Here is a 26759-nt window from a genome sequence, read left to right as displayed (position 1 = left end):
ACTATGAGCGCTTTTTGGGAAAATGAGATGATTCATATTGCTGCCAATTTTAGTGTCGTCATTTTATGTTTAGTTTTATTTTTAGCCATTTTTGAGCTTGTGACGAAATATAAAAATTGGGAAGAAATTAAAAAAGGAAATATGGCGGTAGCGATGGCGACAGGCGGAAAAATATTTGGTATTGCGAATATTTTTCGTTATTCAATCGATCATCACGATTCACTGTTAACGATGATCGGTTGGGGGATTTATGGCTTTGTCTTGTTGTTAGTCGGTTATTTTATTTATGAGTTTTTAACACCGAAGTTTAACATTGACGACGAAATTGCCAACGATAATCGCGCGGTAGGATTTATTTCGATGGTCATTTCTATCGGTTTGTCGTTTGTCATCGGAGCAAGTATACGGTGAGAGGAGAAAGAAATGGAAACGTTAGCGAAAGTATTGCTTGTATTGTGCGGTGTGTTTTTGCTTATAGGTGTCATATACCTCACATTTTTTGCATAAAAGGTGTCAGTAGGCACCTTTTTATTTTTTGATACAAAAATTTCAGAAAATATTATAAAATATAAATAATCTTATAGAAAAAGGGGGAAACAAAATGGAGAAACCATGGCTAGCGTTATATCCTCAGCAAGTTCCTCATTCGATTGATTATCCGCGCAAGCCGTTGCAACAATTTTTGCAAGAAGCAGCGGAGCAGTTTCCGCACAAAACAGCGATTCACTTTTTAGGAAAGGAGTTGACGTACAAAGAAATATATGAGCAAGCATTGAAGTTGGCGTCGTATTTACAGCAGCTCGGTTTAGAAAAAGGCGATCGCGTATCGATTATGTTGCCAAACTGCCCTCAAGCGGTCATTAGCTATTATGCCGTTTTGTTTGCAGGTGGCATTGTTGTACAAACAAATCCGCTATACACCGAACGGGAGTTGCAATATCAGTTAAATGACAGCGGTGCAAAAATCATTATTGCTCTTGATTTACTTTATCCGAGAATCATAAAAGTGAAAGCGCATACAAATGTTGAACATATGATCATTACAAGCATAAAAGATTATTTGCCGTTTCCGAAAAACGTATTATATCCGTTTGTACAAAAGAAACAAACAGGAATGATTGTGCGCGTCAAACATGAAGGGAATTGCCATTTATTTACGAAAGCATTATCGCTAGCAAGTGGAAAAGTACAAAAAGTGGACGTTCATCCGATCGAAGATGTTGCGCTGCTTCAATATACAGGGGGGACGACAGGATTTCCGAAAGCAGCGATGCTTACACATTATAATTTAACAGCGAATACGCTCATGTGCGCTAAATGGATGTATAAATGTGAACGTGGCAACGAATCGATTCTCGGAGTGCTTCCGTTTTTCCACGTATACGGGATGACTGCGGTCATGAACTTATCCATTATGGAAGGATATAAAATGATTTTATTGCCAAAGTTTGATGTCGAAACGACGTTAAAAACGATCGAAAAACAGCGGCCAACGCTATTTCCGGGTGCGCCAACGATTTACATCGCGCTACTGAACCACCCGAGTTTGAAAAAATATGACTTATCATCGATTAAAATATGCATTAGCGGTTCAGCTCCACTTCCAGTTGAAGTGCAAGAACAATTCGAAACGGTAACAGGCGGAAAAATTATTGAAGGATACGGTTTAACAGAAGCCTCTCCGGTGACGCATTCTAATTTTATTTGGGATGGAAAACGAATCAAAGGAAGTATCGGTGTACCTTGGCCAGATACAGAGGCGATGATCGTTTCATTAGAAACGGGCGAACGAGCAAATGTGAATGAAATCGGAGAAATTGTTGTTCGTGGACCGCAAGTGATGAAAGGATATTGGAATCGTCCAGAAGAAACGGCTGCGACGCTTCGGGACGGATGGTTATATACAGGTGACTTAGGCTATATGAACGATGAAGGATATTTCTTTGTTGTAGATCGGAAAAAAGATATGATTATTGCAAGCGGTTATAACGTATATCCGCGCGAAGTAGAAGAAGTGTTGTATGAACATCCGAAAGTGCAAGAAGCGGTCGTCATTGGTGTACCTGATGCTTATCGCGGTGAAACGGTAAAAGCGTTTATTGTGATGAAAGAAGGGGAACAGTGCACGGAAGAAGAGCTTGACCAATTTATGAGAAGTAAATTGGCGGCATATAAAGTGCCACGCATTTATGAATTTAGAAAAGAATTGCCAAAAACAGCAGTCGGGAAAATATTGCGCCGTGCGCTTGTTGAAGAAGAAAAAGAAAAGCAAAAATAACCTTTGTACGTTTTTTCTTGACACGCTTTTGGCCTCTCTTTAAAATAAAAATATGAATGATTGTTCATTCATATTTTTGAAAGGGAGAATGCAAAGTTGAAACGCGATAAACCGAAGTTTAAACAAATTATTGATGCAGCTGTGATCGTCATTGCTGAAAACGGCTACCATCAAGCTCAAGTCTCAAAAATTGCGAAACAAGCAGGTGTAGCGGATGGTACAATCTACTTGTATTTTAAAAATAAAGAAGATATTTTAATTTCGTTGTTTCAAGAAAAAATGGGCTATTTCATTGAAAAAATTGAAGAAGAAATAGAAGGAATTTCGAGTCCGTCGGAGAAATTGTTCTTGTTGATTCAAAAACATTTTCAAATGTTAGCGGCAGATCCGCATTTAGCAATCGTTACCCAATTGGAACTTCGTCAATCGAATAAATCGTTACGTCTGAAAATTAATGAAATTTTGAAAGGATATTTAAAAGTAGTTGATCGCATTGTACAAGAAGGGATTGGCAAAGGGGAATTTCGTTCAGATTTAGACGTACGCCTTACGCGTCAAATGATTTTCGGAACCATTGACGAAATGGTGACAACGTGGGTAATGAATGAGCAAAAATATGATCTTGTCGCATTAGCAAAGCCGGTTCATCAATTGGTAACGAAAGGTTGTTGTGTATAAACAACAACCTTCCGATATATACGAAGGAGGGGGAACATGTTTTCCGTTCAACAAGAGGGGTATGTGACGATTTTGACATTTCATCGCCCGCCAGCCAATGCCTTAGCCTCTTCTGTTTTGAAAGAGCTTTCAGAACGGCTTGATGCATTAAAAGAAGATGATCAAGTACGCGTGATTGTTCTTCATGGGGAAGGAAGATTTTTCTCAGCTGGTGCGGATATTAAAGAATTTACAGCAATTGATGCGAGCGAACAAGCAGCTGAACTCGCTCGTGCAGGGCAACAAGTGATGGAGAAGATTGAACAGTTTCCAAAACCGATTATTGCGGCCATTCACGGTGCTGCACTTGGTGGAGGGTTAGAGTTGGCTATGAGTTGCCATCTGCGCATCGTATCTGAAACGGCCAAACTTGGTTTGCCAGAATTACAGCTTGGCATTATTCCTGGATTTGCAGGTACGCAGCGTTTGTTACGCCATGTCGGTATGGCAAAAGCGTTAGAAATGATGTGGACAAGCGAACCGATGACAGGAGTAGAAGCGGTTCAATGGGGGCTAGCAAATCAAGCGGTGCCAGAAGAACAGTTGCTTCATACAGCAAAGCAACTTGCACAAAAAATTGCACAAAAGAGCCCGATTTCTGTTCAAGCGGTATTGCAGCTTGTTAATGAGGCAAGAACAAAAACGTTCCACGAATGTGTGGAAAAAGAGGCGCAGCTTTTTGGGCAAGTATTTGTCACGGAAGATGCGAAAGAAGGCATTTCTGCATTTATTGAGAAACGGACACCACAGTTCCGAGGAAAATAAGAGGGGGAGAGAAACATGAATATTTTCGTATTAATGAAACGTACGTTTGATACGGAAGAAAAAATTGTGATTCAAAATGGGAAAGTAAGTGAAGAAGGTGCGGAATTTATCATTAATCCGTACGATGAATATGCGATTGAAGAAGCCATTCAAGTACGCGATCAACACGGTGGAGAAGTGACAGTCGTTACAGTTGGAAACGAAGATGCGGAAAAAGAGCTTCGCACAGCACTTGCGATGGGAGCAGATAAAGCGGTGCTTATTAACATTGAAGATGATGTAGAAAACCGCGATCAATATACAACGGCAAAAGTGCTTGCGGAATATTTAAAAGATAAAGAAGCCGATTTAATTTTAGCAGGAAACGTAGCGATTGACGGTGGTTCCGGTCAAGTTGGCCCACGCGTTGCGGAATTGTTAGGCATTCCTTATGTAACAACAATTACGAAATTAGAAATTGATGGAAGTAATGTGAAAGTGGTGCGCGATGTTGAAGGGGACGAAGAAGTGATTGAAACATCGTTACCGTTATTAGTGACGGCACAACAAGGTTTAAATGAACCACGTTATCCATCATTGCCGGGGATTATGAAAGCGAAAAAGAAACCGCTTGAGGAATTAGAGCTTGATGATTTGGATTTAGAAGAAGATGATGTCGAAGCGAAAACGAAAACGATTGAAATCTTTTTGCCGCCGAAAAAAGAAGCGGGGAAAATTTTACAAGGGGACATTTCGGAGCAAGTAAAAGAACTCGTTTCACTTCTTCATACAGAAGCAAAAGTTATTTAATAGGGGGATGGGGATTATGGCAAGAAAAGTGTTAACATTAGCAGAAGTGCGCGACGGAGCGTTGCGCAACGTATCATTTGAAGCAATTGCTGCGGCGAAAACGATCGCGGAAGGCGGAGAGGTTGTTTCTGTCGTTGTCGGAGCGAGCGTTCGCTCATTAGCGAATGAACTCATTGCTTACGGTGCAGACCGTGTCATTGTTGTCGAGCATGAAAAATTAGCGGCTTATACACCAGACGGTTATGCTCAAGCATTGCAAGCGGTTGTCGAGCAAGAGAAGCCAGAAGGAATTGTATTCGGACATACAGCGCTTGGGAAAGATTTATCGCCAAAACTTGCTGCAAAATGGCAGTCTGGTCTCGTGTCCGACGTTGTTGCTGTGGAAGAAACGGGAGGAAATATCGTCTTTACGAGACCAATTTATTCTGGTAAGGCGTTCGAAAAGAAAATTGTTACAGACGGTTTCATGTTTGTTACCGTTCGTCCGAATAACATTGCTCCACTTGAGAAAGATGAAACGCGCACAGGTGCAGTTGTTGACGTGCAAGTAGATATAAAAGATTTACGCACAATCGTTCGTGATGTTGTACGAAAAACAGCGGAAGGTGTCGATTTGTCAGAAGCGAAGGTGATTGTTGCTGGGGGCCGTGGCGTCAAAAGTGCCGAAGGATTCGAGCCGTTGAAAGAGTTAGCCAACTTGCTTGGCGGTGCGGTTGGGGCATCGCGTGGAGCATGCGATGCAGGATATTGCGATTATTCTCTTCAAATCGGTCAAACGGGAAAAGTCGTTACGCCAGACTTATATATTGCGTGCGGGATTTCTGGGGCTATCCAACATTTAGCAGGTATGTCTAACTCGAAAGTAATCGTAGCGATTAATAAAGATCCAGAAGCAAATATTTTCAAAGTAGCAGACTACGGCATCGTCGGTGACTTATTTGAAGTCGTTCCGCTTTTAATTGAGGAGTTTAAAAAGTTAAAAGTACATTCATAAGGCAGAGCATGATGCTTTGCCTTTTCTTTTCAGCATATTTTTTGACGACAAGGAAATAGTAGAAGCGAAGCAAAAGATTGGCGTAATGAATACGTTCAATGGTATACTATGTGCATGGAACTGAAATGTTTAAGGAGGAATGAAACATGGCAATTGTAAATGCGACAGATCAAACGTTTGTGAATGAAGTAAAAGAAGGAGTTGTGCTCGTTGACTTTTGGGCACCTTGGTGCGGACCTTGCAAAATGATTGCACCTGTATTAGAAGAAGTAGACCGCGAACTTGGCGGCAAAGTGAAGGTTGTGAAAGTAAACGTCGATGACAACCCAGAAACAGCTGGTAAATTTGGCGTTATGAGCATCCCGACGTTATTTGTCTTTAAAAATGGCGAAGTTGTCGACAAAACGGTTGGTTTCCAACCAAAAGAAGCGCTTGTTGGTCTTTTAAGCAAACATTTATAATCGACACGCCTCGGAGAAATCCGAGGTATTTTTTTTTGAAATTTTATATTGACATTGAAAATCGTTCTCTACTATAATGATAACGGTTAATGATAATCGTTATCAAAAAGGGGGATACATACGAAATGAAAAAACGTCAATTAAAAGCTGTATTTGCCATGTTTTTATTAGCAGGTGGAGTGCTTGCAGGTTGCGGACAACAAAAAACAGAAACGACAGAGAAGAAGGAAGAAACAAAAGTAGAGGAAAAACAAGAAGAGCAACAAGCTGAAACCGAGCAAGCAGAAGAGCAAGTAAACGTTCAAACGTTCATTGATGCCTATAAAGCGATCAAAGCTGAAACAGAAAAGGCGAAAGAAGGACAACCAGTTGATTGGAGCCTTGTAGAAAAAACATATACAGAGCAACTGCAAAAGCCAATTAACGAACTAGATGGTACATTTGCTCAAACGATTGAAGCAGCGATTCAAGGTGGAAAAAGCGGAGAACTAAATGTACATCCAGCGCGCCAAATTGTAGATAAAGTGACGCAGTCATATTTTTATCAGTTGCAAAAGAAATTGCAAAAAGACGTTGTAGCTGCACTTGAAGCTGGCGACCAACAAAAGGCGACAACATTGTTCGAACAAATTAAGTTGCTAGCAGCGGAAATTTTCGTCCCAACAGCGATGAAACGTGATGAATATTATCAATTAACAGGAGAATCTAGCCTTGAACAAAGCATTAACGCTGGTTTAGCAGCACAAGAAGAAGCGTTAAAAGCAAACAACGTAGATGATTTTAAAGTGTACATTCAGTTAACGGATAAATCGATCTATCGCAGCTACTATTTAGCATCAAAATCATATGCTGAAAAAATTGAAGCAGGTGTTAAAGAAGGAAAGGCAGAAGATGAGCTAAAAGGTCAACAAGCTGAAGCATGGGGCTTTTTACAAGCGATCAAAGGCTCTTTAGCTGAGGGAGATGAAGCTGCGACAACTCGCTTAGATGAAATTTTATCATTAAATAATGACTACAAAAACATTAAAGCACAAGAAGTGAGTGCATTATTTGCAAAAGCGTTGTTTGGCAAAATGAAAGGCTATCATGAAAAAGCACCGGCACAGTTAGACGAAAATAACGTTGTCGAAGCGAAAGTAAAAGCGTTAGAAGGAAACATGTTCTTAAAAGCGATTGAATTAGATGTGAAAGCAAAATTAGGTGAGCAAAAAGCTGCAGAAGTGTTTGCTACGGCAGAAAAATGGTACAACGCTATTGCAGAGAACAAAAAAGATGAGGCAGCTCAACATAGCAAAGTTGTGCTTGATGCTGTTGGTGCGATCATTGAATAAATAAAAGAGCCGCGCATACCACGCGGCTTTTTTCTTATGATACAATAGTAGCGCATAAACGATGAGGGAGTCGAACAAATGGCAAAAGTATGTATCACAGGTGGAGCAGGATTTATCGGTAGTCATCTCGGAAAAAAAATACTTGAACTTGGACATGAACTCGTTGTCATCGACAACTTCCACCCATATTACTCAACGTGTCGGAAACAGAGCCAGCTTCAACAAATAAAAAACGTCGGTTTTTTTCATTTTTATCATGTAGATATTTTACAGTCAGATGCAATGAAGCAAATTTTTTTACATCATCGCCCGAATGTTGTGTTTCATTTAGCGGCGCTGCCTGGTGTGCAGCCTTCATTAGCAGCGCCTCTCACGTACATTGATTATGATGTAAAAGGAACGGTAAACGTATTACAAGCAGCAGGAGAGGCGGAGGTTGAACATGTGTTATTCGCCTCTTCTTCGTCTGTGTATGGTGACCGAGCATTTCAGCCATTAAAAGAAGAGATGGCAAATGGACAAGTCGTTTCCCCGTATGCAGCGGCAAAATATAGTGCGGAATCGTTTTGTCATGCGTACGCACATATGTATGGGTACACGATGACGATTTTTCGTTATTTTACTGTATACGGACCGTGGGGACGGCCGGATATGGCGATTAGTAAATTTATTCGTCAATTGTTGCGCGACGAACCGATTACCGTTTACGGTGAACATACCGCTCGCGATTATACGTTTATTGATGACATTGTTGACGGAATGATTCGAGCGCTAGAGCGAAAAGGAACAAGTGATGTGTTTAATCTTGGAGCTGGTCAACCGGTGACGATGAAGCAGTTGCTTGCGGAGTTGCGCATCCATTTTCCACATATGCGCATTCATTACGAACCTTCTCGGCTTGGCGATGTCGTCGCTACATGGGCAGATATTACGAAAGCGAAAGAACAGCTCGGATATAAGCCGCATGTATCGTTACGAGAAGGCTTAGCAAAGACGATTGAATGGGCGAAGCAATATGAAAAATAAACAAATCAATATCGTTATACGGCTCATTAGTCTTGGATGTATAGCCATATTTATATGGATGACCGTTCAACATTTTAATGCACAACTGTTGCTTAATCTTATGCATAAGCTTGTTTCGCAACCGGGGCACGCAAGTTGTATGTTCATGATGTATGGGCTTGCCTTCGTTTTGCGTGCAATGGCATGGAAATGGTATTTGCCTCAGGCTCGCTTTCAAACGTGTGTCGATGGATTATTTGCTAGTTTATTTATTAATCACATTTTTCCGATTAAAGTGGGCGATGTTGCCCGCATTGGTATATGTGCAAGGAGAGATCGCATTCCTTTTACGATTGTTGCCGAATCTGTTATTATATTACGCCTTCTCGACTTGATCGTTTTGTTTTTCTTTGCTTTTTTTGGTGCAATCGTTTATATGCACACCGTTATCCGTTCCGCCATGATTTTCCCCCTCATTTTTGGCGGGCTCGTTGTTTTGTTTTTTGTCCTTCGACGCATCGATTTGTCATGGTTACAAAAACATAAACAACATTGGAACATGATATGGAAAAGCCGTCGCTTTGTGCCAATTGTTGTTGCTATTGTTTTCAGTTGGATATGTGAAGCCGTCGTTTTGTTTGAAATGGCGAAAATGGTTGCTTTTCCACTTTCATTTGCTCAATCGTTATGGGTAAATAGTATGACCGTTGGAGGACAAATATTTCAAATGACTCCAGGAGGGTTAGCTACGTATGAAGCCGTTATGGCATTTGCGCTAACGCGCATTCATTCGTATTGGGAACAAGCATATGCCCTTGCGCTAGTGACCCATTTGTTTAAATTTTTATTTTCTTATGTCGTCGGGCTATATGTATGGTTTCGCATCCCGACATTATGGACATTCGTTCGAAAGGAGGACGCAGCATGAAAAAAGCATCGAAGTTTGAAAAAATAGCGGCAAGATGCTGGAACTTATTAAATGAAGGAAAGCCATTCACTCCAATTTTTGTCATCGGAACGATGGTTCTTTTCCATTTATTTGATGGCATCACGTGGGAAGAAGGGGAAAAGTTATTTTATCATTTTTTACTTACAATTCCTCTTTTCGTTTTGTACTACGTATATGACTATCCGCTATTTTTACGTAACTATTTATGGATTCCGTACGTCATGTTTTTAATGATTTGGTCTTTCGTTCCGACGAGCTTACTTTTGCTTGCCGTCAGTCTCTACTTCTTTTTTACCGTTTTCTTTTGGGGAACGTTATATTATCATTTACGCATTGGAACAACATGGTTGAACTTCACTCGCTTTTGGAAACTCGTATTAAAAAATAGCGACTCTACGAGCGGAAATGCGCAAGAACAATTACCGAAAGTGTTGCTTCTTCTTTCTACGTGGGAATACGGGATGCAACATGATGTATATGTTCCGTCATTCATTGCTTTTTACGCATTTGTTTTTATATGGTCATTTATTTTACATCGCTATTTATTTGACTGGAAGCCGAAAGTCATCGGTCATTATACGAACAATGTGCCTCCAAATAATAAACCGTTGAGCGATCGCGTCATCGTCCTCGTGATTGATGGAATGAGAAAAGATCGTTTTGAACAAGCAAACGCTCCATTTTTAAAATCGCTCCGTGCCAATGGAACAGATTTTACACAAATGGAAACAGTATATCCTGCCCGAACGGTCGTTTGTTTTACATCGATGCTTACAGGAACGTATCCGTTTGAGCACGGTATTCGTTCAAATATGGTATGGAAGCTAGGTATTCGAGTAGAAAGCATTTTTGACTCACTTCGAAAAGTAGGGAAAAAAGGAAAAGTGCTCGGTATCGCTCATCTTGTCGATTCCCTAGGAAATGATGTCGAAACAGTTACAGCTGTCATGCATAACGATGTGGCAGATCGTAACATTATGGAGCGGGCGAAACAAATCATGGCCGAACAAGATTTACATTTATTCGTCGTTCAATTCATTGGAACGGATCAAACCGGTCATAGTCGCGGTGTACATTATGATGAGTATGTGCAAAAAATTGAAGAAGTTGATCGGTTCATTCAACAATTTGTTGAGTGGTTGCATGAGCAAGGGAAAATGGACAACACAACGCTCATCGTTTGTGCAGATCATGGACAAGCAGATGGCATTGGTGGACATGGCCATTTAGATGAAGGAGAACGATACGTTCCATTTTTCATGTACGGTCCGATGATCGAAAAAGGAAAGCGGATTGATGAAAAACATAGCCTCGTTTCCCTTGCCCCAACGATTGCTTATTTGTTAGGGGCTCCATATCCGAGCCATAGCCGTGGCCCTGTGTTAGTCGAAGCGCTGAAGAAAGAGGGAAAAAGATGAAAGTCGTTGTATTTTTGCCTGCACATAACGAGGAGGAAGCGATTGGAGAAGTCATTCGTCGTATTCCGAGACAAATTCAACCGAATATAAACGTATACGTATTAGTGATTGACGACGGATCAACGGATCGTACAGTTCATGTAGCGAAACAAGCAGGAGCTGATGTCATTTATCGACACGAACGAAATCGTGGGTTAGGGGCAGCTGTACGCACCGGCTTACAACAATGTGTCGAACTTGATGCTGACATCGGTGTCATGATTGATGCAGATAATGAATATCCGCCAGAGCAAATTCCTGATCTGATTATGCCTATTTTACGTGGAGAAGCGGATTATACAATGGGGTCTCGCTTTTTAGGAACGATTCATGGGATGAAATGGCATCGCCGCATCGGAAATTATATGTTTACGTGGCTTCAATGTATGTTGTTAAAAACATGGATTTACGACGGTCAATCAGGTATGCGGGCATTTTCACGTGAAGCGATGGAAGAAGCGGAAATTATTCATGATTACAACTACGCTCAAGTATTGACGTTAAATTTAGTTCGCAAAGGATTTCGTCTAAAAGAAGTGCCGATTGTATATCAAGTGAGAACGACAGGGCAATCGTTTATTAAATTTACCGCTTACTTAAAACATGTTCTTCCGGCTATCGTGAAAGAAATGTGCCGTCCGGTGAAAAGAAGGCATATGCGCTCTATTCAGCAACGCTAGAGAGTCATTTTCTAGCGTTTTTTCTTGACAATAATTATGATAATTATTATCATTATCATCGAAGGAGGAGATCGGAGTGAAAAAGCTTTTATTTTTTTGTTTGTCAATGATATTAATTTTCACTTCAGCTCCTATGTCTTCGTTCGCTTACTCATACGGTGATCCGAACGAAGAAGCGGTTGCTGAAGCATATAAAGAGATGGTCGCGAAAGCGCAAGAGAAAAAGTTTGATGAAGTGAAAGCCATTTATGAAACGGTGCAAAAAGAAATCGATATGCATATGGGTCCTGAACCGTCTGCCATTATTTTAGAGGCGATTGAAAATAAAGATGTAGACACAATCGTTTCAGCGATGCAAAAAGTGCTTGTGTTAAACGTTGCCCGTCGTTTAGAAAATGTGGAAAGAAATTTCGATAATTATGATACGAGCAAACGTTTATTAGCGAAAGCATTTGCTACATATAAAGCACTTTCCCCGATTGTACAACAAAAAGATGCTAAACTTGATGAAAAATTAAAGCAACAGTTTGATATTGCCTTGCAATCGCTCGGAAATCCGGGATTGTTTGGAGTAGGAAAAAAAGAGTCAAACATCAATCAATTTAAAGAAAGCAAAAAAACCATTTTACAAGCGTTACAAGATCAATTTGAATTAGAAAATATTGAAACGGGTCATTTTACAGAGGAAGATTTAGATCGATTAGCAGCAGCAAAAAAGAAGGAATGGACGGATTTATCTGATATCAAAAACTGGATTCCGATCATTGCGATCGTGATAGTTATTGTTGCTGTTGTTGTGTATGCCGCAAGAAAACGAAAGTAAAGAAAGGGGGCGCGTGGTTTGGAAGTTCAAGTACTGCTCATTACGTTTCGTGAAGCGTTAGAAGCGCTATTAATTGTTGGGATTATTACATCGTATTTGAAGCGCATTGATCAATCACGGTATGTGAAATATGTTTGGCTCGGCGCAGGATTAGCTGTGTTTGCAAGCGCCATTGTCGCATTATTATTCCAAGTTGTGCTAACTGGTTTTTCCACGATGGCAAGCGAAATATATTTAAAGGTGAGCATCATCTTCATTTCTTCCATCTTGCTGACGCAAATGGTATTTTGGATGGCAGAACATAGCAAAGATATAAAAAGTAGTATGGAAGGAAAAATGAGCAAATACGTCTCTAAAGGCGATGTATTTGGCATGGTGATGCATTCGTTTTTAGTTGTATTGCGCGAAGGTGTGGAGACGGTCTTTTTCTTCGCTGCCATTACAGGTGGAAACATCGGGGCGGCGGTGCAAGGATGGGGCGCCATTACTGGTTTAACGATCGCTGCTGTTGTCAGCTACATGTTCTTTAAAGGAACGATGCGCGTACCATTAAAAACGTTTTTTAAAGTCACAGGTGCATTTATTATTTTGATTGCAGCTGGATTGCTTGTACAAGGCATTTCAATGTTGCAAGATTTAAAAATAATCGGTAGCGTCATGCCGCACGTTTACGATATTACATGGTTTATGCCGGAACATCCAATTGATCACGAACATTTCGTGCGCGATACAGGACAAGAACCGATTCTTTCTGGCGACGTCGGTATTTTCTTCAAGGCGTTATTCGGTTATTCATCGATGCCATCGCTTGAAGAAGTGTTAGCATATATTGGTTATTTCGTCGTCATTTATTTACTTGTGAAAACACGTTATGGTGCGAAAGAAGAAAAAAACGAAAAAAATGAGAAGGTGCTTGAACAACAAGTGATGTAAAGTACAAGGGGAGCCTTGTACTTTTTTACTTAGGAGGGTTTATTGTGCGAATCGTTTCAATCATCGTGCTGTTTACCGTATGCGTATCGTATTTCGTCTATGCCAGCCCGTTTGCAGCAACGTGGGATGAAGTGGACTTTGCACTCGCGCTTGCTCGATACGATTTACTTGCGATGCAACCACATTTTCCAGGATACCCGTATTTTATTTTTGGTGGCATGCTTATTCATTCGTTTGTTAACAATGCTGCCAAAGCGCTTGCGATTTGGAACGGATTACTCATGATGAGTGCGACAATTCCTATTTATTTGCTTGCTAAAGCATATGTGGAAAAAAAGTATGCGCTCTTCATGACAGCACTCGTCCAATCGCTTAGCTATGTCATGTTAATTGTTTCACAACCGATGTCGGAGGGGAGTGCTCTCGCTCTTTTATGGTGGTATGTGTGGAGTTTAGAACGGGCGCTTCGCTCGGACCGTGTTCACGTGCAATGGCTACCGTTATTATTATTTAGCATCATGCTTGGTATTCGATTATCATACATTCCTTTTGGCGTTGGTATATTATATGTTTGGTGGAAGCGGAGGTATCGTTTAAAACAGCTTCTGTTATACAGTTTGGCAGCGGTTGCGTTTCAATTCATTTGGATCAGTGCAGTGGCTGCAACAGAAGGAGAAGGTTTTTGGCAGCTTGCATTTTCGTTTGTAACAGGGCATTTTACACAATGGGGAGGAACGGTTTCAACGGATGAAGCGCCGTTTTGGCAGCGAGTATATATGCTTATTTTTTATAATATCATTTGGACAGGCATGGCAAAGCAGTCTGTATGGCTACTTAGTTGTTTTGTTATTTTGTTCTTGATGACGTGGAAGCATATATTTCTTCCGAATTTATATCGTTTGCTTTTATTGACGTATTTTCTTTGGGCGCTATTTGCGCAAAATATTGAAAAGCCAAGGCATATATTGCCGATTGTCATCATCGTTTCATTCTTTTTGTTCACAAGTGCCCTTCAGTCGACATCGCGCCTTCGCCTGACGGTTATGCTCGCTTTACTCGTTTCTCAAACGGTAATCGGCATCCAAGGGGTAAACCATCAAGCGACACAGTTGCCAGCGACGTATCAGTTGGCGTATGATTTTGAACAGAAAGAACAACCGTTTATTTTATTTACGTGGGAAGAGACGCGTGTTCTTGAGTATTTACGTGTTTCTTTTCCTCATGAACGTGTGTTTTCATTTCATGTTTTTCAACGTGACAAAGCCGCATTTTCACATGCGAAAGTGTATGTGACTGATCATGTCGTCAAAGGGTTTCAAGCGCAAGGGATAGACGTTCGTCCATATATTCGCCCGATTCGGACGTATGAATCGAGCTTATTATCTGATCCTGTATATGGGCGCATCACAGTATATGAATGGCGAGAGGAGGGAAACCGTGAATGAGCGATTAAAAGAAAAGTTAGCGATTTTGCCCGATCAGCCGGGTTGCTATTTAATGAAAGATGCACACGGAACGGTCATTTACGTTGGAAAAGCGAAAGTGTTGAAAAATCGTGTTCGATCTTATTTTACAGGCACACATGACGGAAAAACACTTCGCTTAGTGAATGAAATTGCTGATTTTGAATATATCGTGACATCTTCCGATTTAGAAGCGCTCATTTTAGAAATGAACTTAATAAAAAAATACGATCCGAAATATAACGTCATGTTAAAAGATGATAAAAGCTATCCCTTTATTAAAATTACTGGGGAAACGCATCCGCGTCTGATCATTACGCGCACGGTGAAAAAAGATAAAGGGAAATATTTCGGCCCGTATCCAAACGCCCAAGCGGCACATGAAACGAAAAAATTGCTCGATCGTTTATATCCGTTAAGAAAATGTGAGAAAATGCCGAAAAAAGTTTGTTTATATTATCATATGGGACAATGTTTAGGTCCTTGTGAATATCACGTATCGGAGGAAGAAAATAAACAAATTGTTGAACAAATTACGCGGTTTTTAAACGGCGGCTATAAAGAAGTCAAAGAGAAATTGACAGAAAAGATGATGGAAGCAGCGGAACAGTTACAGTTTGAGCGGGCGAAAGAATACCGCGACCAAATTTCGTATATTGAAACATTAATGGAAAAACAAAAAATGATTTTACATGATTTTGTTGACCGCGACATTTTTGGATATGCGTACGATAAAGGATGGATGTGCGTACAAGTATTTTTTATTCGCCAAGGGAAGCTCATCGAACGAAACGTGTCGATGTTTCCGCTGTACCAAGAGCCGGAAGAAGAGTTTTTAACGTTTTTAGGTCAATTTTACAGTAAACATTATCATTTAAAGCCACGCGAAGTCGTATTGCCCCGAGAAATCGATGGAGAAATGGCGGCGAAATTGCTCGATGTCAACGTCACACAGCCGAAAAGCGGAAAAAAGAAAGAACTTGTTGATTTAGCTTGTAAAAATGCGCACATTGCGCTGCAAGAAAAGTTCTTTTTAATTGAACGTGACGAAGAACGAACGATTCGCGCGGTTGAACGGCTAGGTGAAGCGCTCGGGATTCCGACGCCTCATCGCATCGAGGCGTTTGATAACTCAAACATTCAAGGAACAGACGCTGTTGCTGCGATGGTTGTATTTATTGACGGAAAGCCGGAAAAAAAAGAATATCGTAAATATAAAATAAAAACGGTGCAAGGGGCAGATGATTACGAGTCGATGCGCGAAGTCATTCGCCGACGCTATACTCGTGTATTACGCGAACGTTTACCGCTCCCTCATCTCATTGTTGTCGATGGAGGAAAAGGGCAAATACAAGCCGCAAAAGAAGTGTTAGAATGCGAACTTGGGTTATCGATTCCGATCGCTGGGTTAGTGAAAGATGAGAAACACCGAACGTCCCATTTCCTTTTTGGTGATCCACCGAGCATCGTTTCATTAGAGAAAAATAGTCAAGAGTTTTATTTGCTGCAACGCATTCAAGAAGAAGTGCATCGGTTTGCGATTACATTTCATCGGCAAGTTCGTTCAAAATCTGCGTTTCATTCCATTCTCGATCAAATTCCAGGGGTTGGGGCAAAAAGGAAACAAGCGTTATTGCAACATTTCGGATCGATTAAAAAAATGAAAGAAGCGACTGTTGAACAAATACAAGAAGCAAACATTCCAAAACACGTCGCCCAAAAAATTCATGAAACGCTTCAAACGTACGAAAGCTGACCATCATCGGTCAGCTTCATCTTTTCGATCCCATTTGACTGTGAATAAAACGGTTTTGGCGCGTCGTTTTTGTTGTTCAAACGCTTCTGTGACATATCCTTTTTGTTGCTCAAACTGTTGGGCAAGAAAGCCCGCTTCAAGTTGAAATGTACAATCTTCACTATAATCGAACCGCATCGCAACGAGCGGTCCTTCTAATTGAAGTTCACATTGATCTTTTTTTTCTTCAAGCAGCGATAAATTTCCCCAACCCGCTTGTTCAAAAAAAGCAATGACATCATCGATTGTAGCTAGCGGGTATTTTCTCGCTAAATCTTTTCCTGCCCAATATAAAATAAATGGAGTTTCTTTCCCGAACAAATTTGGCAACAATTCTTTCCGAAATAAAAAGTCGCTAAAAGCAGAAATGTTCATTTGTTTCCACTGTTCATGCCCGCTCACGTTCAATTCCCCTCTCTATTTTTTCATTATAGCGCACAACAATGTGAAAAACAGTATTGACTTTTCTTTTATTTCGGACTTCACTAGAGGTATAGTTGTTTTAAAATTTTAAATGATTGAACATTTCGTGAACACCTTTTCTTGACGCTCCTACATTCTGGGAGTACAATGAATGTGACAATGATCAATGGAAATGGAAGTGTTTACACTTCTATTGTTCATTGTCTAGTAGATGCGGATGGGAGCTCATAGAAAAGGAAAATGACAATTTAAGGGGGGTTATGTATGGCACAAAATCGAGAGTTTTTTTATCGTCGACTCCATTCATTGCTCGGAGTCATTCCAGTTGGGCTGTTTTTAACACAGCATTTAGTTGTTAACCATTTTGCAACAAGAGGAGCAGATGCATTTAACAAGGCGGCCGCTTTTATGGAGCAGTTACCGTTTCGGTACTTCTTAGAAATTTTCATTATTTTTCTTCCGCTATTATTCCATGCCATCTATGGGCTATATATCGCATTTACGGCACAAAACAATGTCAGTCGTTACGGATATTTTCGTAACTGGATGTTTATGTTGCAACGCTTAACGGGGATTATTACGCTCATTTTCGTCGTCTGGCACGTATGGGAAACGCGCGTTCAAGCCGCATTTGGTGCGGAAGTGAACTATGACATGATGGCGAACATCGTTGCGAACCCGTTTATGCTTGCATTTTATATTGTTGGAATCGTTTCTGCGGTATTTCACTTTGCAAATGGGCTATGGTCGTTTTTCGTTAGCTGGGGTATTACAGTGACTCCTCGTTCACAACAAATTTCTACATACGTGACAATGGGGATTTTTGTCGCGCTTTCGATCGTTGGTATACGCGCGATTTTAGCATTCGTTTAATCCACAACATTGAAGGAGTGAGGAGACATGAGTAAAGGAAAAATTATCGTTGTTGGTGGGGGTCTTGCCGGCTTAATGGCAACAATTAAAATTGCCGAAGCAGGCGTAAAAGTAGATTTATTTTCATTAGTTCCTGTGAAGCGGTCTCACTCTGTTTGTGCACAAGGTGGCATTAACGGTGCGGTCAATACAAAAGGAGAAGGGGACTCTCCGTGGGAACACTTCGATGATACAGTATATGGTGGGGACTTTTTAGCTGACCAACCTCCAGTAAAAGCGATGTGTGAAGCGGCCCCAGGCATTATTCATTTGCTTGATCGCATGGGTGTGATGTTCAACCGTACGCCAGAGGGATTGCTTGATTTCCGTCGCTTTGGTGGAACGCAGCATCACCGTACTGCATATGCAGGGGCAACGACAGGACAGCAGCTTCTTTACGCGCTTGATGAACAAGTGCGCCGTCACGAAGTCGCTGGTTTAGTGACAAAATATGAAGGTTGGGAGTTTTTAGGTGCTGTTTTAGATGATGAGCAAGTATGTCGCGGAATTGTCGCACAAAACTTGACAACGATGGAGATTAAAGCATTCCCAGCAGATGCGGTCATCATGGCAACAGGTGGTCCAGGGATCATTTTCGGGAAGTCAACAAACTCTATCATTAATACAGGTTCAGCAGCATCAATTGTTTATCAACAAGGTGCGTATTATGCAAACGGAGAGTTTATCCAAATTCATCCGACAGCTATTCCGGGCGATGATAAGCTTCGTTTAATGAGTGAGTCAGCGCGCGGAGAAGGTGGACGAGTTTGGACGTATAAAGACGGAAAACCTTGGTATTTCTTAGAAGAAAAATATCCTGCTTACGGAAATCTCGTTCCGCGCGATATTGCGACGCGTGAAATTTTCCATGTATGTGTCGACTTAAAGCTCGGTATTAACGGCGAGAACATGGTGTATTTAGATTTATCGCATAAAGATCCGAAAGAACTCGATATTAAGCTAGGCGGTATTATTGAAATTTATGAAAAGTTTATGGGTGAAGACCCAAGAAAAGTGCCGATGAAAATATTCCCAGCTGTTCACTACTCAATGGGTGGATTATGGGTTGATTATGATCAAATGACAAACATTAAAGGATTGTTTGCGGCAGGCGAATGTGACTATTCGATGCACGGAGCAAACCGTCTCGGTGCGAACTCGTTATTATCAGCGATTTATGGCGGAATGGTAGCTGGTCCAAAAGCAGTTGAATATATGAAAGGGCTTGAAAAATCAGCAGATGCGATGCCTTCTTCTTTATATGAACGCTATTTAAAACAAGAAGAAGAAAAATGGGCGCAAATTATGGCGATGGATGGCACAGAAAACGCCTACGTCTTGCATAAAGAGCTTGGCGAATGGATGACAGATAACGTCACGGTCGTTCGTTATAACGATAAATTATTAAAAACAGATGAAAAAATTCAAGAATTGCTTGAGCGTTATAAAAACATTAACATTAATGACACGGCAAAATGGAGCAACCAAGGTGCGTCGTTCACACGGCAGCTTTACAACATGTTGCAGTTAGCTCGCGTCATCACGCTTGGCGCTTATAACCGTAACGAAAGCCGTGGAGCGCATTATAAACCAGAGTTTCCTGAGCGAAACGATGAAGAATGGTTAAAAACAACGATGGCAAGCTTCACGCCAGATGGTCCATCATTCCATTATCGCGAAGTGGATACATCACTCATTAAACCGCGCAAGCGCGACTACACGAAAAAGAAAGGGGAAGTGAAATCATGAGCGAAAATAAAACGATTCGGATTATTGTCACAAGACAAGATCGTCCGGATACAGCCCCTTACGAAGAAGAGTTTGTCATTCCGTATCGTCCGAATATGAACATTATTTCGGCGCTCATGGAAATTCGGCGCAATCCGGTCAATGCGAAAGGAGAAAAAACGACGCCTGTTGCTTGGGAAATGAACTGTTTAGAAGAAGTGTGTGGCGCTTGTTCGATGGTGATTAACGGCAAGCCGCGTCAATCATGTACAGCTCTTGTTGATCAGCTTGAGCAGCCGATTCGTTTAGAACCGATGCGCACGTTCCCGGTCATTCGCGACTTGCAAGTTGACCGTAGCCGCATGTTTGATTCTTTGAAAAAAGTAAAAGCATGGATTCCAATTGACGGAACGTACGATTTAGGTCCAGGACCGCGCATGCCAGAACGCAAGCGGCAATGGGCATATGAATTATCTAAATGCATGACGTGTGGCGTATGTTTAGAAGCTTGTCCAAACGTCAACAGTAAATCAAACTTTATCGGTCCAGCACCGCTTTCGCAAGTGCGCTTATTTAACGCACATCCAACAGGGGCTATGCATAAAGCAGAGCGGCTTGAAGCGATTATGGGTGATGGAGGACTAGCAAACTGCGGAAATTCACAAAACTGCGTGCAATCTTGCCCGAAAGGCATTCCGCTCACAACGTCTATTGCGGCATTGAACCGCGCAGCAACGATTCAAATGTTCCGCAATTTCTTCGGTAGCGATGAAGTGTAACAAAAAGGTCGACTCTTTAAGAGTCGACCTTATGTTTCTGATGTTAGCTAAACTTGTATAGAGGGGGAGAGGGAAGATGAAAATCTCTTATATTGACGATATGAAAGAATGGGAGCAACGTTTTTCTTTTTTTCATCCGGTGCGTGTTCGCTTTTCGGAAACAGATATGTTTGGCCATTTAAACAATACGGTTCCTTTTGTATATTTTGAAGAAGCGCGCATTGCATTTTTTGAACATCTCGGCTTTATGAACGATTGGTTAGGGAAAGAGCATGATGCCATTCCGGTAGTGGCGAATTTACAATGCGACTTTTTGCAACAAGTATATTTTGGTGAGCAGCTACATATCGGTGTAAAAGTCGCACACATCGGCAATTCTTCTGTCGATTTACATTACGTTGGAAAAAAACAAGATGGGGCGATTGCATTTACAGGGCGTGGGACGATGGTGCAAATGTCAAAAACGACAGGAAAAGGAGTCGCTTGGGACGAACGTGCGCGTGCGCGATTAGCTGAAAATATGTAACCGTTATAGCCCTTCTTGCATACGATATGTTGACTAAATATATACCCATCCGTTTCGGTCTGGTAAAAGCAAGGAGGGTTATCCACTTGAATCAGAAGCCGCTGCTCACAAAAAGAGAACGAGAAGTATTCGAACTGTTGTTGCAAGACAAGACGACGAAAGAAATTGCTAGTGAACTGTTCATTAGCGAAAAAACAGTTCGTAACCACATTTCGAATGCAATGCAAAAGCTTGGGGTAAAGGGGCGCTCACAAGCTGTCGTTGAATTGCTTCGAATGGGAGAACTTGAACTATAAAGAGAACCGGCTCGCCTTTTCATTTCAGGCAAGCCGGTTTTCTATTGATTTGATGTGTGTTATAATGAAAGATGTTTTGTCATACATCAACAAAGAATGAGGCGAATACATTGGAAAGACCGATTGGAGTTATTGATTCAGGCGTTGGTGGATTAACTGTTGCCAGAGAAATGATGCGCCAACTACCAAAAGAACAAATTGTATATTTAGGAGATACGGCACGCTGTCCGTACGGACCGAGACCACGGGAAGAAATTCGACAATTTACATGGGAAATGACGAACTATTTACTAGGATATGACATAAAAATGCTCGTTATTGCATGTAACACAGCAACCGCTGTCGCACTAGAAGAAATTCGCGATACGCTCAACATTCCCGTGATCGGTGTCATTCATCCTGGCGCTCGTACCGCATTAAAAATTACAAAAAACTATCATATCGGTGTCATCGGCACAATCGGAACGGTGAAAAGCGGGGCTTATGAGCAAGCACTCAAATCCATTAATAGTGATGTAACAGTAGAAAGTTTAGCTTGTCCAAAGTTTGTTCCTTTAGTTGAAAGCGGACAGTTTGAAGGAGAAGAAGCAAAACAAATTGTTGCCGAATCGCTTGAACCGTTAAAAGATCGACCGATTGATACGCTCATTTTAGGCTGTACACATTATCCGCTTTTAAGTCCACTGATTCAACAATATATGGGGGATCACGTCAAACTTATTTGTTCTGGCGATGAAACAGCACGGGAAGTGAGCACGATTTTGCATCATAGCCATTTGCTTTATACGGGGAATAAACGCCCGAAGCATATATTTTTAACGACCGGCTCGAAAGAAATGTTTCAACAAATTGCTTCGAAATGGTTCGGTCATCCCATTGAACATGTCGAGACGATTCAATTATCTTAAAATCCTTCGCATATGCCGAAGGATTTTTTTTGTTCTACTTTTTTAGACGGCTCGTATACATAGTAGTACAAACCGTGTGAGGAGGGGAGTCCATGCGCCGTGCGTGGGTCGTTGTAACAATGTTTGTTTTTATTCTTTCAGGATGTGGGCTGTTTGGAGGTGAAAAAGCAACAAAAGAAATTGATCCACCAAAAGATGTAACGTATATAGAAGATGAGAAAGCGTTGCAAGAAAAAGAAGCAGCAGAAAAAGAACAAGCGACAGAAACCGTTCAACGCGAATTGTATTTAATTGATAAAAACGGCTTTGTCGTTCCGCAAACGTTTGCCTTACCAAAAACAAACGCAGCTGCAAAACAAGTGCTTGAATATTTAGTGGAAAATGGTCCAATCTCAGAGCTGTTGCCAAACGGATTTCGGGCCGTTCTTCCAGCTGACACGCAAGTATTAAGCGTCAATTTAAAGCAAGATGGCACGCTTGTCATTGATTTTTCAAAAGAATTTGCTAATTATCGCCCAGAAGATGAAAAGCGAATTTTACAAGCGATCACATGGACAGTGACGCAATTTGATAATGTGAAACGTGTGAAAATTCGCATGAACGGTCATGATCAAAACGTCATGCCGGTCAACGGAACACCAATTAGCGATGAACTGAGCAGAGATGACGGAATTAATATTGAAACGAATGGCGTTGTAGACATTACGAATACGCATCCGGTCATCGTCTACTTTTTAGCACAAGACGGGAAACAAACGTATTATGTACCGGTAACAAGACGCGTACCGAATAGCGAACAAGATGAGTTAGCAGCAGTTGTGAATGAGCTGATTAAAGGACCAAGCTACGGTTCTGGGTTATTAAGCGACTTTCAAGCAGATGCGAAACTGTTAGAAGCGCCAAAATATGAAGACGGGAAAGTGACGTTAAACTTTAACGAAGCGATTTATGGCAGCGCGGAGAAAAACGTTGTTTCGACGCATGTGCTCAATTGTTTAGTGTTGTCGTTAACAGAACAGCCAGGAGTGGAGAGCGTGGCTATTACCGTAAACGGAAAAGCACAATTAGTTGATGAAAGTGGAAAACCGTTATCAGAACCGGTAACAAGGCCGCAAAATGTGAACACAGGTAGTTTTTGAAACCAATTTTTTGCTATACTATATAAAGATTCATCGTCGAGAGGCAGTGTTCCTGCCTCTTATTTCGTGAACATACATTGAGGAGGATTTTTTGTGAGAGTAGATGGTAGAACAAACGAAGAGCTTCGTCCCGTACATATTGAACCGAACTATTTAAAACATCCAGAAGGCTCAGTGCTCATTGCCATTGGCGATACGAAAGTCATTTGTACAGCAAGCATTGAAGATAAAGTTCCACCGTTTATGCGCGGGGGTGGAAAGGGATGGATTACTGCGGAGTATGCGATGATTCCGCGCGCGACAGAGCAACGAAACATTCGCGAAGCAAGTAAAGGAAAGTTGTCAGGGCGAACGATGGAAATTCAACGGCTCATTGGCCGAGCGCTTCGTTCTGTTGTTGATTTGCAAAAATTAGGGGAAAAAACAATTTGGATTGATTGTGATGTCATTCAAGCAGACGGTGGAACGCGCACAGCGTCAATTACAGGGGCGTTTGTCGCCATGACGTTGGCACTCGGAAAAATGGTCGAAGAAAAAAAATTGCCGGCGCTACCGATTACAGATTTTTTAGCTGCTACATCAGTCGGAATCGATGAAGAGCATGGCATTATTTTAGATTTAAATTACGTTGAAGATTCAAAAGCGCATGTCGATATGAATATTGTCATGACAGGATCGGGGCGCTTTGTTGAAATTCAAGGAACAGGGGAAGAAGCGACATTTTCATATGAGCAGTTGCTCGATTTATTAACGGTTGCTGAAAAAGGCATTCATGAGCTTATTGCTCGACAAAAAGAAGCGCTCGGTTCTCTTGCGGAACAAATTATGCAACATCGTTCGGAAGGGGAAGAAGCAAAGTGAAGCGAATGATCATTGCTACAAAAAACAAAGGAAAAGTAGCCGAGTTTCAACAATTGTTTGCGAAAAAAGGAATCGACGTTCGTTCGCTTCTGGATTACGATGACATACCCGATGTTGAAGAAACGGGAACGACGTTTGCAGAGAATGCGATATTAAAAGCCACGACGATTGCGAATATGCTTCATGAAATCGTCATTGCAGATGATTCTGGTTTAATCGTTGATGCGCTAAACGGTGAGCCGGGCGTATACTCGGCTCGCTACGCTGGCGAAGGAAAAAACGATCAAGCAAACATAGAAAAAGTGCTTACAAAGTTACAAGGTGTGCCTTTTGAACAACGAACCGCCCGTTTTCATTGCACGTTAGCTGTTGCAAAACCGAATGGGGAAACAGCGACCGTAGACGGTGTGTGCGAAGGATATATTACAGAAAAGCCAATAGGTGAAAACGGTTTTGGGTACGACCCGATTTTTTATGTTCCTGAAAAACAACGGACGATGGCCCAATTAACAAAAGAGGAGAAAAATGAAATAAGCCATCGGGCAAAGGCGTTACAACATCTTTTGGGCATATGGGACAAGCTGTTTGAAAAGGGGAATGAGTCGTGAACGTATTAATCATAAGCGATAGCCACGGATTAACAACTGAATTACAAACAATCGTTTCACGTCATAAACAACATGTCGATGCAATCATTCATTGCGGTGACTCGGAGTTAACGAGCGATCATGAAGCGTTGCAACATATGCTTGTTGTGCGAGGAAATTGCGACCATGAACGTCGTTTTCCAACCGATCTTGTTGAAGAAGTGAACGGTGTTCGCTTTTTCATTACACATGGTCATTTGTACAACGTCAAAATGACGCTCATGAACCTATATTATAAAGCAAAAGAAGTTGGGGCACGCATCGTTTGCTTCGGTCACTCGCACATTGCAGGATGTGAACAAATCGATGACGTCCTTTTTATTAATCCAGGAAGCATTTATTTACCGCGCCTGCGTCGTGAAAAAACATATGCCATGCTACATATAGACGAAACAAACACAACCGTACATTTTTACAACATTGACGGGCAGCTCCTTCATGATGTAACGGGCATATACAAAACACAATAGGGGCAAGAAAATTCCGCCGCCCCTATTGACTTTTTTCATAAACATCATTACAATAACAATTGTCCAAACCAAGATCATATGTCCCAGTAGCTCAGCTGGATAGAGCAACGGCCTTCTAAGCCGTCGGTCGGGAGTTCGAATCTCTCCTGGGACGCTAACATAGTCCTCTTGCGTAAGCAAGAGGACTTTTTTTATTAGTCAAAAAATGTTCAAAATTTTTTATCCCCTTTCTTTTCCTTGATATATCAATTATGTAAGCGGATACATAACATTTTAAATAATATAAATAATCAAAAAATTCAATGAAATAGTATTGACTCTTTTGGTAAATGGTCGTATGATAATTTTCAAATAAATCTAACAAAAGTCGCACTCAACATAAGAAGCAGGAGACGGCGAACAGGGGAAGAGGGGAAAAACATTGAGTGAACAGTGGATTTTTCTGAACGATGAATTTGTCACAAAAGAAAATGCAAAAATCTCTGTATACGATCACGGTTTTCTTTATGGGGATGGGGTGTTTGAAGGCATTCGCGTGTATAGCGGCAACGTGTTTCGTATGAAAGAACATATTGATCGCTTATACAATTCAGCGAAATCCATTTTATTAAACATTCCGTACACAAAAGAAGAATTAACAAATATTATCGTCCAGACGGTGCAAAAAAACGGCTTTGAGGACGCTTATATTCGCGTAGTCGTGTCGCGCGGTGTCGGTGACCTCGGACTTGATCCATACAAATGTCCAAAGCCGCAAGTGGTCGTCATCGTTGAACCGTTGGCAATCTTCCCAAAACATTTATATGAAACGGGCATCGAAGTCGTTACGGTAGCAACGAGACGAAATCGACCAGATGTACTAAGTCCGAAAGTAAAATCGTTAAACTACTTAAACAACGTATTAGTACGAATTGAAGCGCATTTAGCAAACGTCAGCGAAGCGCTCATGCTTAACGACCAAGGATATGTCGCTGAAGGCTCAGCAGATAACGTGTTTATCGTCAAAAATGGCGTGTTATATACACCACCAGGATATGTCGGGGCACTTGAAGGCATTACGCGCGATGCGATCATGGACATCGCCAAAGACCTCGGTTATGTCGTTAAAGAAGAACCGTTCACTCGTCATGATGTGTACACAGCAGACGAAGTATTTTTAACAGGAACCGCAGCAGAAGTCATTGCGGTCGTCAAAGTCGATGGTCGTGTCATTGGTGACGGTGTACCGGGTGAACATACGAAACGGTTGTTAGAAGAGTTTCGTAAACGAGTTGTTTCTGAAGGCGTAAAAGTATATGCTACACAAAATGTGAATGCAGGATAACAAGTAAATAAGAGAAAAGCGTTGAAGAGGATAAGTAGCTAGCGGGTTAGGCATCTACAGAGAGCCGGGGAAGCTGAAAACCGGTGATGTCTCCGCTAGTGAACTCCCCTCCGAGCGCCGTCCTGAACGATTTCTAGTAGGGACGGACGGGTGCACGTCACTCGTTATTAAATCGAGCGCTGCGACGATTGTCGCGTGCTCCTGAGGTGGCTTTGCCACGAAGAAGGGTGGTACCGCGGAAAGGATGCAAGCCTTTTCGCCCCTTTGGTCCACGTGGACCGATGGAGGGGTGAGAAGGCTTTTCTT

At 41.5% G+C, this 26759-nt stretch carries 28 protein-coding genes, 1 tRNA gene and 1 other annotated feature; of the genes, 28 read left to right on the top strand and 1 reads right to left on the bottom strand.

Annotated features, from left to right (window positions below):
- The first annotated feature begins 3 nt into the window (after positions 1-3).
- The 16 genes from AFK25_RS11315 (at position 4) to uvrC (ending at position 16401) form a co-directional block, all read left to right on the top strand.
- A complete protein-coding gene (locus AFK25_RS11315) occupies positions 4-411 on the top strand; it encodes a DUF350 domain-containing protein (RefSeq protein WP_009361806.1) in 408 nt (135 codons plus the stop codon).
- Between the two features lie 190 nt (positions 412-601).
- Positions 602-2278: a long-chain-fatty-acid--CoA ligase gene (locus AFK25_RS11310; RefSeq protein ID WP_035065433.1), complete on the top strand. Its 1677-nt coding sequence runs from the start codon at positions 602-604 to the stop codon at positions 2276-2278.
- Positions 2279-2374: 96 nt separating this feature from the next.
- A complete protein-coding gene (locus tag AFK25_RS11305; protein ID WP_035065436.1) occupies positions 2375-2956 on the top strand; it encodes a fatty acid metabolism transcriptional regulator FadR in 582 nt (193 codons plus the stop codon).
- Positions 2957-2992: 36 nt separating this feature from the next.
- Complete coding sequence (locus AFK25_RS11300; RefSeq protein ID WP_009361803.1) at positions 2993-3760, top strand: enoyl-CoA hydratase; 768 nt, start codon at positions 2993-2995, stop codon at positions 3758-3760.
- A gap of 15 nt (positions 3761-3775) precedes the next feature.
- The gene (locus tag AFK25_RS11295) at positions 3776-4549 is read left to right on the top strand and encodes an electron transfer flavoprotein subunit beta/FixA family protein (protein WP_009361802.1); all 774 of its coding nucleotides are present in this window, start codon (positions 3776-3778) and stop codon (positions 4547-4549) included.
- 16 nt (positions 4550-4565) lie between these two features.
- Positions 4566-5543 (top strand): electron transfer flavoprotein subunit alpha/FixB family protein, encoded by a 978-nt coding sequence (locus AFK25_RS11290; protein WP_026011508.1) that lies wholly within the window; start codon positions 4566-4568, stop codon positions 5541-5543.
- 146 nt (positions 5544-5689) lie between these two features.
- Positions 5690-6004 (top strand): thioredoxin, encoded by a 315-nt coding sequence (gene trxA, locus AFK25_RS11285; protein WP_009361800.1) that lies wholly within the window; start codon positions 5690-5692, stop codon positions 6002-6004.
- A gap of 125 nt (positions 6005-6129) precedes the next feature.
- Positions 6130-7335 (top strand): hypothetical protein, encoded by a 1206-nt coding sequence (locus AFK25_RS11280; RefSeq protein ID WP_019416740.1) that lies wholly within the window; start codon positions 6130-6132, stop codon positions 7333-7335.
- A 78-nt stretch (positions 7336-7413) separates the two neighbouring features.
- Entirely contained in the window at positions 7414-8361 is a 948-nt protein-coding gene (locus AFK25_RS11275) for an NAD-dependent epimerase/dehydratase family protein (protein ID WP_035065439.1), read from the top strand.
- Positions 8351-9268, top strand: coding sequence for a lysylphosphatidylglycerol synthase transmembrane domain-containing protein (locus AFK25_RS11270; protein ID WP_019416742.1), 918 nt, complete (start codon positions 8351-8353; stop codon positions 9266-9268). Before AFK25_RS11275 ends, AFK25_RS11270 begins: the two co-directional genes overlap by 11 nt.
- On the top strand, positions 9265-10707 hold the full coding sequence (locus AFK25_RS11265; RefSeq protein ID WP_009361796.1) for an alkaline phosphatase family protein: 1443 nt from the start codon (positions 9265-9267) through the stop codon (positions 10705-10707). Before AFK25_RS11270 ends, AFK25_RS11265 begins: the two co-directional genes overlap by 4 nt.
- A complete protein-coding gene (locus AFK25_RS11260) occupies positions 10704-11426 on the top strand; it encodes a glycosyltransferase family 2 protein (protein ID WP_019416744.1) in 723 nt (240 codons plus the stop codon). The genes AFK25_RS11265 and AFK25_RS11260 overlap by 4 nt, the downstream gene beginning before the upstream one ends.
- A gap of 76 nt (positions 11427-11502) precedes the next feature.
- Complete coding sequence (locus tag AFK25_RS11255) at positions 11503-12249, top strand: hypothetical protein (protein ID WP_019416745.1); 747 nt, start codon at positions 11503-11505, stop codon at positions 12247-12249.
- Positions 12250-12267: 18 nt separating this feature from the next.
- The gene (locus tag AFK25_RS11250; protein ID WP_035065442.1) at positions 12268-13182 is read left to right on the top strand and encodes an FTR1 family iron permease; all 915 of its coding nucleotides are present in this window, start codon (positions 12268-12270) and stop codon (positions 13180-13182) included.
- Positions 13183-13226: 44 nt separating this feature from the next.
- Positions 13227-14627 carry a glycosyltransferase family protein gene (locus tag AFK25_RS11245; RefSeq protein ID WP_035065444.1) on the top strand — a complete coding sequence of 467 codons (1401 nt, stop codon included), beginning with the start codon at positions 13227-13229 and terminating at the stop codon, positions 14625-14627.
- The gene (gene uvrC / locus AFK25_RS11240) at positions 14620-16401 is read left to right on the top strand and encodes an excinuclease ABC subunit UvrC (RefSeq protein ID WP_035065446.1); all 1782 of its coding nucleotides are present in this window, start codon (positions 14620-14622) and stop codon (positions 16399-16401) included. The genes AFK25_RS11245 and uvrC overlap by 8 nt, the downstream gene beginning before the upstream one ends.
- 3 nt (positions 16402-16404) lie before the next feature.
- Here uvrC and AFK25_RS11235 read toward each other — a convergent pair whose 3' ends face one another.
- Entirely contained in the window at positions 16405-16842 is a 438-nt protein-coding gene (locus tag AFK25_RS11235) for a YslB family protein (protein ID WP_009361790.1), read from the bottom strand.
- Between the two features lie 285 nt (positions 16843-17127).
- Between AFK25_RS11235 and AFK25_RS11230 the strand changes: the two genes are divergently transcribed.
- The 12 genes from AFK25_RS11230 to ilvE all read left to right on the top strand — a co-directional run bounded on the left by AFK25_RS11230 (position 17128) and on the right by ilvE (position 26453).
- Positions 17128-17736: a succinate dehydrogenase cytochrome b558 subunit gene (locus AFK25_RS11230; RefSeq protein WP_019416748.1), complete on the top strand. Its 609-nt coding sequence runs from the start codon at positions 17128-17130 to the stop codon at positions 17734-17736.
- Between the two features lie 27 nt (positions 17737-17763).
- The gene (sdhA, locus tag AFK25_RS11225) at positions 17764-19524 is read left to right on the top strand and encodes a succinate dehydrogenase flavoprotein subunit (protein WP_009361788.1); all 1761 of its coding nucleotides are present in this window, start codon (positions 17764-17766) and stop codon (positions 19522-19524) included.
- Entirely contained in the window at positions 19521-20282 is a 762-nt protein-coding gene (sdhB, locus tag AFK25_RS11220; protein ID WP_009361787.1) for a succinate dehydrogenase iron-sulfur subunit, read from the top strand. Before sdhA ends, sdhB begins: the two co-directional genes overlap by 4 nt.
- Before the next feature lie 76 nt (positions 20283-20358).
- On the top strand, positions 20359-20808 hold the full coding sequence (locus AFK25_RS11215; RefSeq protein WP_019416749.1) for an acyl-CoA thioesterase: 450 nt from the start codon (positions 20359-20361) through the stop codon (positions 20806-20808).
- A gap of 80 nt (positions 20809-20888) precedes the next feature.
- Positions 20889-21104: a helix-turn-helix domain-containing protein gene (locus tag AFK25_RS11210; RefSeq protein WP_032100525.1), complete on the top strand. Its 216-nt coding sequence runs from the start codon at positions 20889-20891 to the stop codon at positions 21102-21104.
- 110 nt (positions 21105-21214) lie between these two features.
- Complete coding sequence (racE, locus tag AFK25_RS11205; RefSeq protein WP_009361785.1) at positions 21215-22012, top strand: glutamate racemase; 798 nt, start codon at positions 21215-21217, stop codon at positions 22010-22012.
- A 92-nt stretch (positions 22013-22104) separates the two neighbouring features.
- Complete coding sequence (locus AFK25_RS11200) at positions 22105-23151, top strand: GerMN domain-containing protein (protein WP_035065450.1); 1047 nt, start codon at positions 22105-22107, stop codon at positions 23149-23151.
- A 93-nt stretch (positions 23152-23244) separates the two neighbouring features.
- The gene (gene rph / locus AFK25_RS11195; protein WP_009361783.1) at positions 23245-24012 is read left to right on the top strand and encodes a ribonuclease PH; all 768 of its coding nucleotides are present in this window, start codon (positions 23245-23247) and stop codon (positions 24010-24012) included.
- Complete coding sequence (locus AFK25_RS11190) at positions 24009-24620, top strand: XTP/dITP diphosphatase (RefSeq protein WP_035065452.1); 612 nt, start codon at positions 24009-24011, stop codon at positions 24618-24620. The genes rph and AFK25_RS11190 overlap by 4 nt, the downstream gene beginning before the upstream one ends.
- Positions 24617-25129, top strand: a complete 513-nt coding sequence (locus AFK25_RS11185; RefSeq protein WP_009361781.1) for a metallophosphoesterase family protein — start codon at positions 24617-24619, stop codon at positions 25127-25129. The genes AFK25_RS11190 and AFK25_RS11185 overlap by 4 nt, the downstream gene beginning before the upstream one ends.
- A gap of 80 nt (positions 25130-25209) precedes the next feature.
- Positions 25210-25283, top strand: a tRNA-Arg gene (locus AFK25_RS11180).
- A 267-nt stretch (positions 25284-25550) separates the two neighbouring features.
- Complete coding sequence (gene ilvE, locus AFK25_RS11175) at positions 25551-26453, top strand: branched-chain-amino-acid transaminase (protein ID WP_009361780.1); 903 nt, start codon at positions 25551-25553, stop codon at positions 26451-26453.
- 12 nt (positions 26454-26465) lie between these two features.
- Positions 26466-26720, top strand: a binding site (T-box leader).
- The last annotated feature ends 39 nt before the right edge of the window (positions 26721-26759 follow it).

The sequence above is a fragment of the Anoxybacillus gonensis genome, from assembly GCF_001187595.1.
Classification (GTDB): Bacteria; Bacillota; Bacilli; order Bacillales; family Anoxybacillaceae; genus Anoxybacillus; species Anoxybacillus gonensis.
The sequence above is the reverse complement of the archived record's forward strand: the minus strand, read 5'-3'. Positions and strand labels throughout refer to the sequence as shown.